This is a genomic window from Microbispora sp. NPDC088329 (assembly GCF_040685655.1).
Lineage (GTDB): Bacteria > Actinomycetota > Actinomycetes > Streptosporangiales > Streptosporangiaceae > Microbispora.
On the sequence record NZ_JBFBIP010000001.1, the window covers coordinates 568,737 to 586,479 of the forward strand.

At 72.9% G+C, this 17,743-nt stretch carries 17 protein-coding genes; 9 read left to right on the top strand and 8 right to left on the bottom strand.

The window, feature by feature from the left end:
* Window positions 1-6: 6 nt before the first annotated feature.
* The 4 genes from AB0O28_RS02810 to AB0O28_RS02825 all read right to left on the bottom strand — a co-directional run bounded on the left by AB0O28_RS02810 (window position 7) and on the right by AB0O28_RS02825 (window position 3,741).
* A complete protein-coding gene (locus tag AB0O28_RS02810; protein WP_363635545.1) occupies window positions 7-1,182 on the bottom strand; it encodes a zinc-dependent alcohol dehydrogenase in 1,176 nt (391 codons plus the stop codon).
* Window positions 1,179-1,655, bottom strand: coding sequence for a hypothetical protein (locus tag AB0O28_RS02815; RefSeq protein ID WP_363635547.1), 477 nt, complete (start codon window positions 1,653-1,655; stop codon window positions 1,179-1,181). Before AB0O28_RS02815 ends, AB0O28_RS02810 begins: the two co-directional genes overlap by 4 nt.
* Window positions 1,656-1,768: 113 nt before the next feature.
* A complete protein-coding gene (locus tag AB0O28_RS02820; protein ID WP_363635549.1) occupies window positions 1,769-2,152 on the bottom strand; it encodes an STAS domain-containing protein in 384 nt (127 codons plus the stop codon).
* Entirely contained in the window at window positions 2,152-3,741 is a 1,590-nt protein-coding gene (locus AB0O28_RS02825; RefSeq protein WP_363635551.1) for a SpoIIE family protein phosphatase, read from the bottom strand. The genes AB0O28_RS02820 and AB0O28_RS02825 overlap by 1 nt, the downstream gene beginning before the upstream one ends.
* A 288-nt stretch (window positions 3,742-4,029) precedes the next feature.
* Here AB0O28_RS02825 and AB0O28_RS02830 point away from each other — a divergent pair, with 288 nt between their 5' ends.
* The gene (locus AB0O28_RS02830) at window positions 4,030-5,286 is read left to right on the top strand and encodes an MFS transporter (protein ID WP_363635553.1); all 1,257 of its coding nucleotides are present in this window, start codon (window positions 4,030-4,032) and stop codon (window positions 5,284-5,286) included.
* A 96-nt stretch (window positions 5,287-5,382) separates the two neighbouring features.
* Here the strand turns inward: AB0O28_RS02830 and AB0O28_RS02835 are convergent, their stop codons facing one another.
* On the bottom strand, window positions 5,383-6,048 hold the full coding sequence (locus AB0O28_RS02835; RefSeq protein ID WP_363635555.1) for a class I SAM-dependent methyltransferase: 666 nt from the start codon (window positions 6,046-6,048) through the stop codon (window positions 5,383-5,385).
* A 168-nt stretch (window positions 6,049-6,216) separates the two neighbouring features.
* Complete coding sequence (locus AB0O28_RS02840; RefSeq protein WP_363635557.1) at window positions 6,217-6,867, bottom strand: PadR family transcriptional regulator; 651 nt, start codon at window positions 6,865-6,867, stop codon at window positions 6,217-6,219.
* A gap of 145 nt (window positions 6,868-7,012) precedes the next feature.
* On the opposite strand from AB0O28_RS02840, the gene AB0O28_RS02845 reads away from it, so the two are divergent.
* Genes AB0O28_RS02845 through AB0O28_RS02865 form a run of 5 tightly spaced genes read left to right on the top strand, consistent with a single transcriptional unit; the run spans window position 7,013 to window position 14,644 of the window.
* Window positions 7,013-7,591 carry a sigma-70 family RNA polymerase sigma factor gene (locus AB0O28_RS02845; protein ID WP_363635559.1) on the top strand — a complete coding sequence of 193 codons (579 nt, stop codon included), beginning with the start codon at window positions 7,013-7,015 and terminating at the stop codon, window positions 7,589-7,591.
* Between the two features lie 2 nt (window positions 7,592-7,593).
* Window positions 7,594-8,664, top strand: coding sequence for an LCP family protein (locus AB0O28_RS02850; protein ID WP_363635561.1), 1,071 nt, complete (start codon window positions 7,594-7,596; stop codon window positions 8,662-8,664).
* Between the two features lie 59 nt (window positions 8,665-8,723).
* Window positions 8,724-9,467 (top strand): ABC transporter ATP-binding protein, encoded by a 744-nt coding sequence (locus tag AB0O28_RS02855; RefSeq protein ID WP_363635563.1) that lies wholly within the window; start codon window positions 8,724-8,726, stop codon window positions 9,465-9,467.
* Complete coding sequence (locus tag AB0O28_RS02860) at window positions 9,452-11,656, top strand: FtsX-like permease family protein (protein WP_363635565.1); 2,205 nt, start codon at window positions 9,452-9,454, stop codon at window positions 11,654-11,656. The genes AB0O28_RS02855 and AB0O28_RS02860 overlap by 16 nt, the downstream gene beginning before the upstream one ends.
* Before the next feature lie 39 nt (window positions 11,657-11,695).
* Window positions 11,696-14,644, top strand: coding sequence for a BTAD domain-containing putative transcriptional regulator (locus AB0O28_RS02865; RefSeq protein WP_363635567.1), 2,949 nt, complete (start codon window positions 11,696-11,698; stop codon window positions 14,642-14,644).
* Window positions 14,645-14,651: 7 nt separating this feature from the next.
* Here AB0O28_RS02865 and AB0O28_RS02870 read toward each other — a convergent pair whose 3' ends face one another.
* Both AB0O28_RS02870 and AB0O28_RS02875 read right to left on the bottom strand, forming a co-directional pair.
* Entirely contained in the window at window positions 14,652-14,807 is a 156-nt protein-coding gene (locus tag AB0O28_RS02870) for a hypothetical protein (RefSeq protein WP_363635569.1), read from the bottom strand.
* A gap of 21 nt (window positions 14,808-14,828) precedes the next feature.
* On the bottom strand, window positions 14,829-15,719 hold the full coding sequence (locus AB0O28_RS02875) for a LysR family transcriptional regulator (RefSeq protein ID WP_363635571.1): 891 nt from the start codon (window positions 15,717-15,719) through the stop codon (window positions 14,829-14,831).
* Between the two features lie 132 nt (window positions 15,720-15,851).
* On the opposite strand from AB0O28_RS02875, the gene AB0O28_RS02880 reads away from it, so the two are divergent.
* The 3 genes from AB0O28_RS02880 to AB0O28_RS02890 all read left to right on the top strand — a co-directional run bounded on the left by AB0O28_RS02880 (window position 15,852) and on the right by AB0O28_RS02890 (window position 17,719).
* Complete coding sequence (locus AB0O28_RS02880) at window positions 15,852-16,376, top strand: nuclear transport factor 2 family protein (RefSeq protein WP_363635573.1); 525 nt, start codon at window positions 15,852-15,854, stop codon at window positions 16,374-16,376.
* The gene (locus tag AB0O28_RS02885; RefSeq protein ID WP_363635575.1) at window positions 16,373-16,918 is read left to right on the top strand and encodes a YceI family protein; all 546 of its coding nucleotides are present in this window, start codon (window positions 16,373-16,375) and stop codon (window positions 16,916-16,918) included. The genes AB0O28_RS02880 and AB0O28_RS02885 overlap by 4 nt, the downstream gene beginning before the upstream one ends.
* A gap of 66 nt (window positions 16,919-16,984) precedes the next feature.
* Window positions 16,985-17,719 carry a CPBP family intramembrane glutamic endopeptidase gene (locus tag AB0O28_RS02890; RefSeq protein WP_363635577.1) on the top strand — a complete coding sequence of 245 codons (735 nt, stop codon included), beginning with the start codon at window positions 16,985-16,987 and terminating at the stop codon, window positions 17,717-17,719.
* The last annotated feature ends 24 nt before the right edge of the window (window positions 17,720-17,743 follow it).

The following is a 17,743-nucleotide window of genomic DNA, read 5'->3' on the forward strand; positions in this document are numbered from 1 at the left end:
TCCACCTCACGCCCAGGGGCGGAAGACGGCGCGGACGCAGCCGTCCTTCTTGTGCTTGAACATGTCGTAGCCCTTGGGCCCCTCGTCGAGCGACATGGTGTGCGTCGCGAGGTAGGAGGTCTTCAGATCGCCCTTCCCGATGCGGTCCAGGAGCTTCGGGATGTACCGCTGGCCGTGCTGCTGCGCGCCCCGCAGGGTGAGGCCCTTGTTCATCAGCGCGCCGAGCGGGAACTTGTCCACGAATCCGGCGAAGACCCCCAGCACGAACACCGAGCCGCCCTTGCGGCAGGCGTGGATGGCCTCCCGCACCGCGATCGGCCGGTCCTGCTCCAGGCGGAGCTGCTGCTTGACGCCGTCGTACACGCGCTGCATCCCGGTGCTGTCGGCCTCCATGCCGACGGCCTCGACGCACACGTCCGGGCCCCGCCCGCCGGTGCGCTCGCGCAACTCGGCGGTGACGTCGGTGCTCGTGTAGTCGATCACCTCGCAGCCGACGTGGCGGGCGGTCATGGCCAGCCGTTCCGGGTAGCGGTCGATCGCGATGACCCGCTCGGCGCCGAGGAGCATGGCGGCCCTGGCGGCCATCTGGCCGACGGCGCCGCACCCCCACACCGCGACCACGTCTCCCGGCTTCACCCCGCCGAGCTCCGCGCCCATCCAGCCGGTCGGGGCCGCGTCGGAGGCGAACAGGGCGTCGATGTCCGAGACGCCCTCGGGAACCGTGAACGCGTTGTAGTCCACGAAGGGCACGCGAATGTACTCGGCGTGGCTGCCCCGGAAGCCGCCCATGGCGTGGGAGTAGCCGAAGATGCCGGCGGTCGTGCCACCCCACATCAGGTCCGTAATGCCCGGTTTGGGGTTGCTGTTCTCGCACAGCGACCACTCGTCGTGCCGGCAGGCCCAGCAGCGGCCGCATCCGATGATGGAGCAGACCACGACGCGGTCGCCCGCCCGGTGCCGGTTAACCTCGGGGCCGACCTCGACGATCTCGCCGATGAACTCGTGCCCGATGACGTCACCCGCCCGCATCGCGGGGATGTATCCGCCGAGCAGGTGGAGATCGGAACCACAGGTGGTGCTCGCCGTCACCTTCACGATCGCGTCCTGGGCGTTGAGGATCGCGGGGTCGGGCACCTGCTCGACCGACAGCTCGTTCACGCCCTGCCAGCACAGCGCCTTCACAGCCGCCCCCCTTCGGACGCGCGTCCCAGCGCCATGTCGAGCACCTTGCCCGGCACCGTCGGCCTGGTCGTGCCGATCTCCTCGTCCGACCGCAGCACGTCGCCGGTCTCCAGCAGGGACTTCGTCTCACGCAGGGCCGTACGGACCACGGTGCGGGGATCCTCACCCCGCAGCCGGGCGAAGACGCCGTCGGCGCCGGCGCGGTGCTGCCTCGGCCGGGCGTAAAGCTCCGTGCCCCGGTCGCCGGGCGCTTTGTTCATCCGCACCTCGGCGTCCACCCGGGCCAGCGGCTCCGGCAGGTGCCCGCTCGGAGCGACCTCGTCGGGCGGCCGGTTGATCGTGACGCCCAGCCAGCGGCCGGCCTCCAGAGGGTCCTTCGCCGGGGACGGCACCCGGCCGCGCGAGGCCGCCCATCGCGCCATCCCCAGGCCCGCGGCCGCAAGAACCGCCGCTCCGGCAACGAGACGTTTCATGACTTCGCCCCCTCCACGGCCGACTCCTCGGGTGCTACCCCCGGCTCGTGGGCTCTATCCCGCCCGTGGCGGCACCTGTGGAGGTGTTGGCCGCGCGATGGCGGACCGGCGGGCTACTCCTGGTCACGGGACGGCGCGGCGGCGAGGGCGTCCTCGACGGTGGGGAAGACCGGAACATGGGAGGTCAGTCCCGTGATCCACAGCGCGCGGGCCGCGCCCCGCTCGACCGCGACGAGGGCCAGCCAGCCTCCCTCGTCCAGCGCGCGCTTCCAGCAGGTGACCAGCAATCCCGTCGCTCTGGAATCGAGGAAGTCCAGTTCGAGCAGGTTCACCACGAGATTCGGCCCGAACTGGGCGAAGGCCTTGTCGAAGAATTCCGTGGCCGGCTCGTGCGTGGTGAAGTCGAGCGTCCCCCGCACCGTCAGCACTCCGATGCTTCCGCTGCTCTCCGCGGCGAACGTGGTCTCGGCTGCCGAGATGTTGGGAAGATCAGACATCAGGACACTTCCAGAGAGTTCGGCAAAATGCGCGCGACCAGAATGCAGGTGTCATCGCCGGTGTTACTCGGCGCCAGGGCCTCCATGACCGCCGCCACCCTGTCCTGGGGCGGCACCTGCGGCACTGTCTCGGCGATCGCCGCGCTGAGGATGTCGAGGCCTTCGAACAGGTCCCGGCCCGGCCGTTCGATGAGACCGTCGGTGAACATGAGGAGCAGATCATCCGGCTCCAGCCGGATCTCGGCACAGCTGTAGGTCACGTCCTCGAAGACGCCGAGGAGCACGCCGGGGTGCAGCAGCCGATGGACCTTGTGCCCTCGGACCAGCAGCATCGGCGGGTGACCCGCGTGGGTCCACCTCAGCGTGCGGTCCTTGGTGCGGTAGCGGGCCACGACCGACGTCGCCAGCACGTCGGGACGCATGCGCCGCAGCAGCCGGTTGAGCGCCACGAGGATCTGCGCGGGGTCGTGGTCGGCGAAGGCAAGCCCGGTGATCGCATGGCGCAGCTTGGCCATCGCGGATGCGGCGGCCAGACCGTGCCCGGCGACGTCTCCGACGGCCAGCAACGCCTCCTCGTTGTCGAGGTGGATGGCCTGATACCAGTCGCCGCCCAACGGCGCCGTCTCCGCAGGGAAGTAGCGCACGCCGATCTGCAGCCCCGGCACCGCGTCCTGCACCGGCAGGATGATGCTCTGCAGCCGCGCGGTGAGCTGCGACTCCTCCTCCAGCCGCTGGGTGACCTCGGCGAGCTCGTCGGCGGTCCTGCGCCAGTCGGTCACGTCCTGCACGACGCCGTGAATCTCGACGGGCCGGCCGCCCGCGTCCCTGCTGACCTCGGCCGTGGCCCTGATGTGCCGGTATTCGTCGCGGACGCGAATGCGGATCTCGAACTCGTGCGGCCCGCCGGTGCTGGTCAGCGTCGTGAGCGCGTGCTCCACGACCGGGACGTCGTCCGGGTGGGCGATCTCGCGATAGTGCTCCAGCGCGAACGGCCCCTCGGCCGGGTCGCGCCCGTGGATGACGTAAAGCTGGTCCGACCACTCGGCCTCGCCGGTGATCAGGCTCCAGTGCCCCCATCCGAGATGGCCGAGGCGCTCGGTGTGGAGCAGCCGGGCCGACAGGCGCTCCTCCCTGTCGTGCCTGTCGTGGCGCACCCAGGAGGTGAGCAGGCCGCCCTGCAACCGGGCGAGATGGACGCCGTAGGTGGACGGCTGGGGGACGTCGTCCCCGTCTTCCCGGTGCACGTAGGGGTCGACGTCCTCGACTTCCCCGGTCTCCATGACGCGGAGGTACGCGTCCCACAGAGCAGAGCCGGCGATGCCCGGATACGCCTCGAGCGTGCGCAGGCCCACGAGCTCCTTGCCGGTCCGGTTGTGGATATCCCGGGCTTCGGGACTGGCAGCGAGCACCTCGAAGTCGAGGATCACACCGGCCTGATCGCGGATGGGCATCACCCAAGCGCCCTGGATCGGAGCCGCATCGAGCATGGCCTGCACCAGCCCGGCCATCACTTCGACAGACGACTCGCCCGAGTCGACAGACTGGCCGCTCGCTGGATGAAGCCGCAGGATGCGATCACCTCCGCTCATTTGATCCGCCGGCCACCTTCCGCAAGGCATCCACAAGAGCGGACGTTCGGGAGGATCGCTCTTGCCTTCCCGATGAGGTTACCCTCCACTGCCCAGGATAGTGCTGGACGCCCCTTGGTCTCCCGGCGATGTTCCGACCTCCGCGTTCCGCGCGATCCGTCTGAGGGGACGCCCGACTCCCGGCGCCCGCTTCGCGTGCGGCGATAAATGGGGTGACGAGCAGGAACCGGAGACGGCACGATGGACTGTCCCCCCTTCTTCGTGTTCCACGTCCTCCGGAGTTCTCCCATGCCTGGCTTCCGCCGAGATCTCGGCCTGCTCAGGGATCGACGGTTCGCCCTGCTGCTGGCGGCCCGGACGATCTCCGTGCTCGGCACCGCCTTCGCCCCGGTGGCCCTCGCCTTCGGCGTGCTGGGGCTCCCGGGCGCGGACGGCACCACACTGTCGGCCGTGCTCACCGCCGAGGCGCTGCCGATGGTGCTGTTCATGCTCGTCGGCGGCGTGATCGCCGATCGGCTGCCACGCCACCGGGTGATGACGACGGGGGAGTCGATCAACGCGGTGGCGTACTTCTGCCTGGCCGCGATGATGCTGACGGGTTGGACGCCGCTGCCCGCGCTCGTGACGGCCAGCGCCGTCAGCGGCATCGCGACCGCGATCCTGTTCCCCGCGCTGACCGGCATCATCCCCGACGTCGTGCCCGCCGAGCGGTTGCAGACCGCCAACGCGCTGCTGGGACTCGGCCAGAACATCTCCCGGGTCGCCGGTCTCGTGCTGAGCGGCGCGGCCGTGGTGCTGCTGGGCGGCGGCTGGGCGCTGGCGGCCAGTGGGGCGATGTTCGCCGTCGCCGGCGTTCTGATCGCACTGCTGCGCCTCACGCCGGCCGAACGCGCGCCCGGCGGGGGGCACTCGGTGCTGACCGAACTGCGGGACGGCTGGCGCGAGTTCGTCTCCCGGCAGTGGCTGTGGGTGGTCGTCGCCCAGTTCTCGATCCTGGTCATGGCGCTGCAGGCCGCCCACGGGGTGCTCGGGCCGCTGGTGGCCAAGGAGTCGCTGGGCGGGGCGCCCGCCTGGTCGGCCGTCCTGGCGGGGGAGGCCGTCGGCATGATCGTGGGGGTGGTCGTCACGCTGCGCCTGCGGCCCCGGCGGCCGATCCTGGTCGCCACGCTCGTCACCCTGCCCACGGCTCTGCCGTACCTGCTGCTGGGCATGAGCGCACCGCTGTGGACGGTCGTCGGCGGCGCGTTCGTGATGGGGGTGTGCTTCGACATCTTCGGCGTGCTGTGGCAGACCACGATGCAGCGCGAGATCCCGGCCGAGTCGCTGTCTCGGGTGAGCTCCTACGACGCGCTGGGTTCCCTGATGTTCGGGCCGATCGGCCTGCTGCTGGCCGGGCCCGCGGCCGTCGCGGTCGGGCCGCGGCCGGCACTGGTCGCCTGCGGGACGATCATCGTGCTGGTCACGCTGGCCGCGCTGCTGGCCCCCGGCGTACGGCGGCTGCGGGTGGTCGACGAGAAGCCCTCGCCCGTGCCGACCCCGTCCTGAAACCGCACGCCCTAAGTTGACGCCGGTCGTGCGGGCCCGAGCGGCCCTGCCCGGCGCCGGAACACGTGCGTCCCGGCTCCGGGCAGGGCCCCGGCGTCAGGCCGGCCTGGTCAGCCGGACCTCGACGCTGATCCCCTCCGTGCGGATCTCGCAGGTGCCGAACGCGCTCTCGGCGGCGAGGCGGGCGAACAGGCCCCGCGAGTAGGCGCGGCGGCGCAGCGCCAGCAGCGGCACCTTGGTCATGAAGGAGTTCAGCGGCGTGAGGCCCATGCCCCTGACCTCCTCGTCGATGTCGGCCCTGGACGCCTCCCGGCTCATGTCGTGGATCACCGCCGTACCGCCGGAACGCAGCACCCGGTGCATCTCGTCGAGCGCGCGGACGGGCCGCCCGAAGTTCTTGAACGCGGCCTGGCAGACGACCAGGTCGAAAGAGCCGCCGGGGAAGGGGAGGTCGGCGGCGTCGCCGTGGCGCACGTCGACGCGCACCCCCGCCCTCCGGGCGTTGTCCGCGGTGATCTCCACGAACGTGCGGCTGAGGTCGAGCGCGGTCACCGCACAGCCGAGCCGCGCCATCTCGACGGCCAGGTAGCCCGGCCCGGGAGCCACCTCCAGGACGTCCGCCCCCGCCGGCAGACCGGCGGTGACCTGCGCGGCATACCGCCGTACGGCGGCGATCTGGGGCGCCGAGGCGCGCTGCCGCGCGTACCACCGGGCCATCGCGCCTTCCATGCCGGGCGCCTGATTCTGCGTGATCTTCTCCATGGTCTCCTCCGGTTCCGGATCGCGGGTGTCCGAACCGGCCCGTGGAGGGAGCCCGGCTATCCTTGCGGTTGCCACTTTCCGACCGGATTCCGCCCGCGGGTTTCGGTTCGGGGGTCACGGGCTCCGGCCAGGTGTTCCCGCACCTCGCCGGGGCCCGTATCAACGAGTTCAGTCCGTCGTGCGGCCCCTTTCGGCGAGTTCGGCCACCTCGGGCGGCATCTGCCCGGACTCGTGCCACGCCCGCCACAGAGGCAGGTCGGGGAACGACCCCGTGGTCAGCTCCTCGAGGAAGGACCGGACCCAGGACGCCTCGGCCTCACGGACGGCGAGGTCGTACTCCGCCTCGACGAGGAACAGCCGGGGCACCGCCTCCCCGCGCGACGCGTCGAGCATCTCCCGCTGGGCGGCGACGTCCTCCTCCAGCAGGGCCAGCCGCCGCCGCAGCAGGCCGGCCAGCTCGTCCGGCGGGAGCACGGCGCTCACCGACAGCCCGGCCTGGAAGCGTGACCGCTCCCGTTCCGGCGTCGCGATCAGGTCGCGCACCCAGTCGGCCAGCTCCGCCCGTCCCGCGTCGGTGATGCGGTAGATCGTGCGTTCGGGGTGCGCCCCCTCCCGTACGGTCCCCTCCACGGCCAGGAACCCGTGTTTCTCCAGGTTGCGCACGACCGTGTAGAGCGAGCCCCACTTGACGTCCATGTCGCGGTCCTTGCCGCGGGCACGGATCAGCGTGGCCATCTCGTACGGGTGCATCGGCCGCTCGACGACGGTCGCGAGCACGGCCAGGCCCAGAAGGTTGTTCACCTTCCGCCCTCCGGCCATCGTCCCCACCTCATTCTGATACTCGCTGGCGAGTATACGTATGCGAGTATTACTCGTCCATCCGTGAACTCGGAGAGGGACGAGTGGCGAGACACGGCTGTCAGATCCCCGACGGTTAGGCCGGCTCGATGCCATGGTGTCCTTGATGATCCCCCTTGCCGCCTCGCGCATGGACTCGGATTTGATCGCCGAGTCCAGGGCGCGGCCCGAGGCGTTCGCGGCGCTGTTCGACCGCTATGCCGGGATGCTCTACCGCTACGTGTCCCGCCGGCTCGGGCCAGAAGTCGCCGAAGACCTGGTGGGCGAGACGTTCCTGGTCGCGTTCCGGCGCCGGGACCGCTACGACCTCACCCGCCCGGACGCCCGTCCCTGGTTGTTCGGGATCGTCAGCAAGCTCGTCTCGCGGCACCACCGCGACGAGGCCGCCCGCTATCGGGCGCTCACGCGCAGCCCGCTGGACGACGTCGCGGAGTCCCCCGCGGAACGGGTCGAGGACGGCGTGCGCGCGACGACGGTCCGCCCCCTGCTCGCCTCGGCGCTCACGCGCCTGTCCAAGGGCGATCGCGACGTCCTGCTGCTCATCGCCTGGGCCGACCTGTCGTACGACGAGACGGCGCAGGCTCTCGGCATTCCCGTGGGCACCGTGCGCTCACGCCTGAACCGGGCCCGCCGCAAGGTGCGCGAGGCGCTCGGCCACACCAATCCGCTGCGGGACGAGGAGTAGCCATGGACGACCTGACGATGCTCCGCGATCTCGGCCGCGGACTCGAACACGACCCTCCCGCCGGTCTCGCACGCCAGCGGCGCCGCCTGCTCGACGAGGCGGCGGGCGGGCGCCGGCGGCGCCTCACGAGATGGACCGGCGGCCGCCGGGCGGGGTGGATCGCTCTGGCGGCGGTCGCGGTGGTCACCGCCGCGCTGGTCGTGGTGCCGACCGTGCTGTTGCGCGGGACGACCGGTGCGCACATCGCGGCACACACCGTGGCGCCGCCCGCGGGGGACCGTCCGCCCAAGAAGGGCGGGGCGCTGACCGTGCTGCTCCTCGGCTCCGACCGGCGTCCGACGTCCGCCAAGGTCGGCGACCTGGGCGAGCGCAGCGATCTCATGATCATCCTGCGGCTGTCGGCCGACCGGAAGCGGGCGACGGCCGTCAGCCTGCCCCGCGACTCCATGGTCCGGATCCCGCAGTGCCGGTCGGCCGACGGCCGCACCGTCGCCGCACATGAGGACATAATCAATAAGGCGTACGCGATCGGCGGCCTGACCTGCGCCTGGAAGACTGTGGAGATCACCACGGGCGTGCGCGTCGACCACGCCGTCGCCATCCGCTACGACGGCCTGGCGAAGCTGGTCGACGCGCTCGGCGGCGTCGAGGTCACCCTCCCCCAAGCGGTGAACGACCCCAAGGCGAAGCTGAGGCTGCCGGCCGGCCGCTCGGTGCTCGACGGCGAGACCGCGGTGGCCTACGCACGGCTGCGGTTCGCGTTGGGCGACGGCTCCGACGTCGCCCGCATCAAACGGAACGTGGCACTGATGCAGACGATGCTGCAGAAGGTCTCGCGTCTCGGCGATCCCGCCGCCCTGACCCGCCTCGTCCGCGTGACCGCGGCGTCCGTCACCACGGACGCGGGGCTGGACCTGGACACCATGCTCACCCTGGCCCAGGACGTGCAGCGGGCCGGCACCCGGGTCTCGTACGTGACCGTGCCGTGGCGGCCCCACAAGGAGGATCCCAACCGGATCGAGTGGAAGCAGCCCGAGGCCTCCCGCCTGTTCGCGCGGCTCGCTGACGACTGAACCCCCGGCCGTGCTCCCGCGGTGCTGGGGCTGTCAGCGGCCCCGGCCACGCTGGCGGCATGGAGACCACGGATGCGGTCCGGCTGGAAGCCGTCCGCAAGATGTACGGCGGGGGCGGCGGAGCCGTCGAGGCGCTGGCCGGTGTCACGATCGGCTTCCCGAAAGGCACGATGACGGCCGTCATGGGCCCCTCGGGGTCGGGGAAGACGACGTTGCTCCACTGCGCCGCGGGGCTGGACCAGCCCACGTCGGGCTCGGTCACGCTGGAGGGCCGCGAGATCACCGGCATGAGGGAGAAGGCGCTCACCCGGCTGCGGCGCGAGCGCCTGGGCTTCGTCTTCCAGGGCTTCAACCTGCTGCCCGCCCTCACCGTGCTGCAGAACGTCACGCTGCCGCTGCGGCTGGGCGGGCGCCCGGTGGACGACGCGCAGGTGGCCGCCGTGATCGAGCGGGTGGGCCTGGCCGGCCGGGTCGGCCACCGCCCCGCGGAGCTGTCCGGCGGCCAGCAGCAGCGCGTCGCGATCGCCAGGGCCCTGGTGACCCGGCCCGCGGTGATCTTCGCCGACGAGCCGACCGGCGCCCTCGACACCCGGACCGCGCTGGAGGTGCTCGGCCTGCTGCGGGAGATCGTGCGCACCGGCGGGCAGACGATCGTGATGGTCACCCATGACCCGGTGGCCGCCGCACACGCCGACCACGTCGTGTTCCTCGCCGACGGCACGCTCGTCGACCGGCTCGACCGGCCCACCGCCGACGCCGTGGCCAAGCGGATGACCGGTCTCGGCGCGTGGGGGCGGTCCTGATGTGGTCGCTCGCTCTCGGCACCCTGCGGCGGCGCGGCAGCGCCTTCGTCGCCACGTTCGTGGCCCTGCTCGTCGGAACCGCGATCGTCGCGGCCTGCGGCGGACTGATGGAGACCGGCATCACGCTCGCCGTCACACCTCACCGGCTCGCCGCCGCGCCGGTCGTCGTCACCTGCGACCAGACGTACGACCTGCCCAAGGCCGACCCGGCCGACGAGGAGGAGGACGTCGAGTCGGCCGTACTGCCCGAGCGGGTGCGCCTGGACGGCGACGCGCTCGCCCGGGTCTCCCGTGTGCCCGGCGTGCTGCGCGCCGAGGCGGACCGCGAGAGCGGCGCCGTCGCCGTGTGGACGACACCGGACTCCGGCGAAGCGGTCGCGGACCGCATCGAGCGGGCGGTGCCGGGCACGGTCGCGCTGACCGGGGACGAGCGGGGGCTGGCCGAGCACCCGGAGGCCCTGCTCAGCCGGGAGAACCTGGTCGTCCTGGCGGCCGTGTTCGGGGCGATGGCCGTCATGGTGGCGTTGTTCGTCGTGTCCACCACACTGGCTCTGGCGGTGCGGCAGCGCCGCCGCGAGATGGCGTTGCTGCGGGCGGTCGGAGCCACCCCGTCGCAGGTGCGGCGCATGGTGCTGATCGAGGCGCTGGCGGTCGCGGCGCCGGCGACCGCGCTCGGCTGCCTGGCCGCGCCGTTCCTCGGCCGGTGGCTGCTCGCCCGCCTGGCCGGTGCGGGCGTGGTTCCACCGGTGGTCGAGTTCCGCCAGGGCCTGATCCCCCCGCTGGTCGCCGCCGGGGTGGCCGTGCTGACCGCGGTCGTCGCCGTCCTGGCCGGCGTGCGCGGCACCGTGCTCGCCCGGCCCACCGAGGCGCTCGCGGAGGCGGCCCTGCCCGCCGGACGCGTCGGGCCGCTGCGGCGGGCGCTCGCGGCGTTCTGCTTCGCGGGCGGCGTCGCGCTGGCCCTGGTGAGCGTGCTGTTCATGCCGGTCTCGCTGGTCAGCAGCACGGCCGGGCCTGCGGTGCTGCTGTGGGCCGTCGGCCTGGCGCTGCTCGGCCCGGCGCTCGTCAAGTGGATCACGAACGCGCTGCCCTGGCCGTTCCGCGGTCCGGCGGGTCATCTCGCCATCCTCAACTGCCGCGCCCGCGCGGTCACGCTGGCCGCGGTGATCACTCCAATCACGCTCGCCAGCGGGATGGCCACGGCGAACCTCTACATGCAGACCACACAGGCCGGCGCCGCCTCCGCCGCCTACGCCCACACGCTGCGCGCCGACGCGGCGCTGTCCCCCGTCTCCCCCGGCCTGCTCGACCGCGTACGCGCCGTGCCGGGCGTCGAGGGCGCCTCCGAGTACGTCACCAGCACCGGCTTCGTGGAACGGCCGCACGACAACTGGCAACGCGAGGACGGCTGGCCGCTGTGGGGAGTGACCGCCGAGGGCGTGGCACGCACGATGGCGTTCGACGTCGCCGCGGGCTCGCTCGCCGACCTGCGGGGAAACACCGTGGCGCTCACCATCGAGCACGCCCGCGACATCGGGCGCGGCGTGGGCCTCGGCGACACGATCACCCTGCGCCTCGGCGACCGTACGGCCGTCGACCTGCGGGTGGTCGCGCTGCTCAGGGTCGAGACCGGCGCCGAACTGTTCGTGCTGCCCGCCGCCCTGCTCGCGCCGCACACCACGGCCGGTGTGCCCGAGAGCGTCCTGGTGAGCGCGGCGCCGGGCACCGACCTGGGCGGGCTCGGGGTGGACGTGCGGGACCGCGGCGCGCTGACGGCCGCGCACGACGCCGGGCAGAGCACGCAGGCCTGGGTGAACTACCTGCTGATCGCGATGATCCTCGCCTACACCGCGATCTCTCTGGTGAACACGCAGGTGATGGCCACCGCGCAACGACGCCGGGAGTTCGCCCTGCAACGGCTCACCGGCGCGACCCGGGCGCAGGTGATGCGCATGACCGGGCTGGAGAGCCTGCTCGTCACCGGCGTCGGCGTCCTGCTCGGCACCGTGGCCGCCGTCGTCAGCCTGGTGCCGTTCGCCGTCGCCGTCGCCGGCACACCGTTCCCCTCGGGACCGGTGGCGATCTACCTCGTGATCGTCGCGGCCGCGGCGGCGCTGGTGCTCGCCGCGACCTGGGCGCCGGCCTGGGCGACGACGCGCGGCCGCCCCGCCGACGCCGTGGCAGAGGTATGAGCACGACAACCGGGGGCTCAAGACCCGATAATTCGGGACATGCGGTTCGGGATCTTGGGCGAGACGGAGGTCTGGGCCGGGCCAGACCGGATCCCCGTCGGCGGCGCCCGGGTGCGCGCCGTCCTGGCGCTGCTGCTGCTCGCCCCGGGACGCCTCGTCACCGCCGAGCACATCATCGACGGGGTGTACGGCGACGCCCCGCCGACCGGCGCCGGCAACGCCGTCCAGTCGCAGATCGCCCGGTTGCGCCGCATGCTGGGCGACGACGGCCTGATCCGGTCCCGCGCGGGCGGCTATGTCCTTGAGGCCGGCCCCGACGACGTCGACGCGCACCGCTTCGAGCGCCTGGCCGCCGAAGGGCGGCGGATGCTCGCCGCGAGCGACCACCGGGGGGCCGCCGGGCTGCTGCGCGAGGCCCTCGGGCTGTGGCGCGGGCCGGCCCTCGCCGACGTCGGCCCCGCGCCCTTCGCCGCCGCGCGGATCGCGCGCCTGTCCGAGCTGCGGCTCGCCGCGACCGAGGACCGGATCGAGGCCGACCTCGCGGTGGGTGAGCATCGTGGCCTGGTGCCGGAGCTGGAGGAGCTGGTCGCCGCCCATCCCGTGCGTGAGCGCCTGCGGGCCCAGCTCATGCGGGCCCTGGCCGCCTCCGGGCGGCAGACCGAGGCGCTGGAGACGTACGCGGACATGCGGCGCGTCCTCGCCGACGAGCTGGGCGCCGATCCCTCCGCCGAGCTCGCCGCCGCGCATCTCGCCGTGCTTCGGGGACAGACCGGGCTTGGGGAACATTCAGGGCTCGGGGAACATCCGGGACTCCGGGCAGAGGCGGGCGGGGAACGGCCCGCGCGGCCGTCCGGTGGAGCCGGAGTGCCCGTGCCGCTGACCGGCATCGTCGGCCGCGACGACGAGGTGGAGCGGGTCACCGGGCTGATCGCCCGGCATCGCCTCGTCACCCTGACCGGGCCCGGCGGCGTGGGCAAGACCCGCCTCGCCACGGAGGTGGCCGGCAGACAGCCGGGCGAGACGTACTTCGCCGAGCTGGCCGCGCACCCCGACGTCCTGCCTGCGCTTCTCGACACTCTCGGTCTGCGCGACGGCGGGCTGGGCGCCCCCGCCACCGGGCCGGATCCGCTGGAGCGTCTGGTCGCCGTCCTCGCCGGCCGTCCGGTGCTGCTGGTGCTGGACAACTGCGAGCACGTCGTGGACGAGACGGCGCGGGTCGCCCAGCGGCTGCTGGCCCGCTGCCCCGGGCTGCGTGTGCTGGCCACGAGCCGCGAGGTGCTCGCCGTGACCGGCGAGGCCGTCGTCCCCGTCCAGCCGCTCCCGCTCGACGCGGCGGTCCGGCTGTTCACCGAGCGGGCCACGGCCGCCCGGTCGTCGTTCGCCGCCGACCCGGCCACGCTGGAGCGGATCTGCGAACTGCTCGACCGGCTGCCGCTGGCCGTCGAGCTGGCCGCCGCACGCCTGCGCACGCTGCCGCTGGCGGACATCGAGGCCCGCCTGGACGACCGCTTCGCGCTGCTGTCCCAGGGCAGCCGTACGGCGCAGCGGCACCACCGCACCCTGCGCGACGTCGTGGAGTGGAGCTGGAACCTCCTCGACCCCGCCGAGCAGGCGGCGGCGCGGCGGCTGGCCGTGTTCGCCGGCGGAGCGACCACGGCGGCGGCCGGGCGCGTGTGCGGCGCGGGGGCCGCCGAGGCGCTGTCGTCGCTGGTGGACAAGTCTCTGGTGGACTTCGACGGCGAGCGGTATCGCATGCTCGCCACCATCCGTGCCTTCTGCTGGGACGGATCGCCGGAGGCCCGCCGCGCCCACCTGGACTACTTCCTCGCTCTTGCCGAGGCCGCCGAGCCGTGGTCGCGCCGCGCCGAGCAGGTCGAGTGGCTGGCCGCGCTCACCGCCGAGCACGCGAACCTGAACGCGGCCCTGCGCTGGGCCGCAGAATCGGGCGACCTGACGGCGGGGCTACGGCTCGTGGCCGCGCTGGCGCCGTACTGGATGCTCGGCGGCCGGGGCGGCGAGGCCGGCCGTGCGGCGGCGGAGGTGCTCGGCGGCATCGCGGAGCACGACCACGCGGAGCGGGTCCCTGCCGGGCTTGAGGAGGAGTACGTCCTGTGCGTGCTCATCGCTGCTGCGGTCGGCCTCGCGCCGCCCTCGCATGTGGCGCGGGCCCGCGCCCTCATGGAGGGCCGGGCGCCGGCGGAGAGCCGGGCGGCCCGTCCGTTCCTGACCTTTCTGTGGGGCAGTTTCTCCGGCATCGCCGACGGACCGGCCGACCTGCGTGCCGCCACGGATCCGTGGACGCGGTCGCTGCTGCACTACGGCCTGGGACTGCGGTCGTGGTGGGTGGAGTCCGACCAGGCCGAGGCCGAGCGCGAGTTCGGCCTCGCTCTCGGCGGGTTCCGGGGGCTCGGCGAGCGCTGGGGCATGGCCACCACCCTCTCCGACCTGGCGCTGCTGGCCGACGCCCGGGGCGACACCGCCGCCTGCGCGGCCATGGCGGAGGAGGCGCTGGGCCTGTTCGGCGCCCTCGGCTCGACCGAGGACATGGCGCGCCTGCTGTGCCGCCGGGGGGACGCCCGCCGTGCCCGCGGCCTGCTCGCCGACGCCACCGGCGACTACGAGCGCGCCGCCGGGCTCGCCGGACGCGCGGGGGCGCCGGGCATGGTCGCCATGGCCCGGCACGGCCTCGCCGAGGCGGCGCGGGAGCGCGGCGATCTGCCGCTGGCCCGGCGGTTGTGCCGGGACGCGCTCGCGGCCTGTCCCGCCGGCTGGGTCACCGGCGAGGAGACCCGCGCCAGGATCCACCTCACGCTGGGCGAGATCGCCCGGGCGGAGGGCGACGCCGGTGAGGCCAGGACGTGGCTGCGCCGCGCTCTCGGATCCCAGAACCTCGAGACCAGGACGGCCGCCACCGCCGCCCTGGAGTCCCTCCCCGACCCGGCGGTCAGCCCCGGCCCGGCCGCCACCGCCCGCCCGTCGACCGGCTGAGCCGCGGTCAGGGCACGGCCGGTTCCCAGAGACCGGCGGCTCGGGCTGCGACGAGACCGCCGATGTGGGCCAGCGCCTCCGCGGCGAGCATCGCGTCCAGGGCGCGTCCGTCGCGCAGGCGCAGCGCGACCTCGTCGCCCGCGGCCTCCTTCGCGGCGATCACCGCCTGGTAGGGCGGTCGCCGTCACATCGAAATGGGGCCGAGGTCGGCGGCGGTCTGGGCCAGTGCGCGTATGGAGGGGCTGTCGGCGGTGGAGCGCCACGTCAGGGCCCATTGGAGGGCGGGAGCGTCACGGATGGGCAGGAAGACGACGCCGGGCGGCCTGTTGTAACGGGCGGCGAGATCGCCCAGCGGGTGGACGCAGTGTCCGGCGGCGACCAGGGAAAGGATCTCGTGGAAGGTCCGCGCGGCGGGCCCGCGTGGGATGCGGCGGCCGAGCGGTGTACGCGTTGGAACCATGGACGTGACCCAGTACTCGGGAGCGTCGGGGCCGAGGTCGACGACATGGTTGTCCGCGAGGTCCTCCAGGGAGGCGGTGCCGCGCTCGGTGAGCGGATGGTCCGCCGGCACGGCCAGCACGCGGCCTCCGGTGAGCACGGTGGGGCCGACCGTGAGGTCCGGTTCGGCGACGGGCAACCACAGCACGTTCACGTCGTGCTCCCCTGTGCGCAGGGCGGTGAACGGATCGCTGCCGTAGATCTCGCCGAACTGGACGTCGGCGCCGGGGTAGCGGGCGCGGAACGCGTCGACGAGGGGACGCAGTTCGTGTCCGGCATGGCCGAAGACGCCCAGCCGCAGGGTCCGGCCCGCGCCCAGGCCGGCCGCCTCGGCGCGGGCGAGTCCCGCCTTGAGCAGGTCGAGGGCCTGCTGGAGGTCCTCGCGGAGGCGCCGGCCGACAGGGGTCAGGGTCACGCGCCGGCTGGTGCGATCGAACAGGGCCACGCCGAGGCGCCGTTCCTGCCTGCCGATGGCCTGGCTGACGCGGGCCTGGGACACATGAAGGCGCTCCGCGGTACGGCCGAAGTGCAACTCCTCGGCCAGCGTCAGGAAGATCTCGATGTCGCGTAGCTCCATCAATAACTCCAAAGTTATGGATCGCCCCACGAAGCGTACATTGTTCCGCCGCTGACCTGCCTCGATGCTGGACGCATCGGCAGCGGACAGGCGGCACACGCCTGCCGGCACATGGACAAGGCAGGGAGACCGATGAGCGACACGCAGGCCGTCGTCGACCGCTTCGAGATCGAGGCGCTGCGCGCCGAGCTCACCGACGCGGTGACGATGCGCGACCACGACCGCGCCACATCGCTGTTCACGCCCGAGGCCGCGGTGCGGTGGCCGCACATCGGCAGGCAGTTCGTCGGCAGGGACGAGATCCGCGCGGGGATCGAGTGGGGGCAGGGGCTCTGGGAGTTCTTCGTGCAGCACGTCCACCCGGGCGTCATCCGGCTCGACGGCGACACCGCGACCGGCCGTGCGTACATCCAGGAGTTCGGGCGGATGCGCGACGGCGGCTCCCATCTGAACTACGCGCTGTATCACGACCGCTACCAGCGCACCCCCGACGGCTGGAAGTTCAGCGAACGCGTCTACGAGGTCAGATATCTCGACTCCACCCCCCTCACGGGCTCGCCGCCCCCCGTGGCCGCCCGAGTCCCGGACGCGGCTCACGACCGGCCCGGAGCCGGACGATCGGCTCTTCCCCCTTTCCCCCAGGAGCGACCAGAGTGACGACCACAGCTCTGACCGGCGACTACACCCTCGACACCGCCCGCACCCGGATCGGCTTCGTCGCCCGGCACACGATCGGCCCCGAAGTCCGCGGACAGTTCGAGAAGTTCGAGGGCAGCGCGCACCTGGACGGCGACGACCCGGCCAATTCGAGCGTCGAGCTCACGATCCAGGTCGGCAGCATCCAGACCCGCAACGCGCGGCGCGACGACACGCTGCGCCGCAAGTTCCTCAAGCTGGACGATCATCCGACCATCACCTTCGTCTCGACCGGCGCTCGGCAGGTCGGCGAGAGCACCTTCGAGCTCGCCGGCGACCTGACCATCCGCGGCGTGACCAAGCCGGTCACCGTGGCTTTCGCGCGCATCGGCGCCGAGCACGACCCGCAGGGCGATGTCCGGATCCGCTTCAGGGGCAGCGCCACGATCGATCGCAAGGACTGGGGCGTGCGCTGGACCGCCGCCGCGGGCCTGGTCGGCGGGAAGGTGGCGCTGGAGCTCGACGTCGCCGCGATCCGGCGGCCCGGAGAGGACGCCCTATAGGTTGTATTCCTAACTAGGTCGCTCTATCGTCTAGCTCGTAACCTGACGTAGCAAGGGCGGCAATCCATGAGCATCTCTGCGAGCTTCTCGTCCCCCGGCCTGTTCCTGACGGTCGCGCTGACGGCCTATCTGGCCTTCGTCTCCCCGTGGCTGGGCAGGCGGCAGTACGACCGGCTGGCGAGCCGCCGCGCCCACGATCCCCGGGCGCTGACGCGCGCGTACCGGCTGTGGATCGCCGAGGAGTGGGTCTGGGTGACCGTGCTGGCCCTGATCCTGGTGCTGTCGCCGGGGATCGATCTCGCGGACGTGGGCCTCGCCAAGCCGGACAACCTCGGCCGGGTCGCCCCGATGATCGCCGGTATGTCCGGCGCCCTCGTGATCGGCACCGTGCTGCTGCGCCACCTCGCCCGCACCGGACGCGCCGTGCCGGGCCAGGCGGCCGTGGCGGAACTGATGCCGCGCACATCCGGCGAGCGGTGGCACGCCCTCGCCATGGCGGTGACCGCGGGAGTCTGCGAGGAGATCGTCTACCGCGGCCTGCTCATCGCGTTCGGCGTCGGCGTGCTGGGCCTCGGCACCGCCGCGGCGGCGGCCCTCGCCCTGGTGGTCTTCGTCGCGGGTCACCTCTACCAGGGCTGGAAGGGCCTGGTCGTGGTGGCACTCCTCGGCTTCTGGCTCACCACCGTGTACCTGTCCACCGGCAGCCTGCTGCTCCCGATCATGGCGCACATCCTGATCGACGTCCGGGGTCTCGTGTGCATGCCCGCGCCCACCCGGAAGACAGTCGGTCACGCCGCCTAGGTAGCACCCCTACCGTGCGAGGAT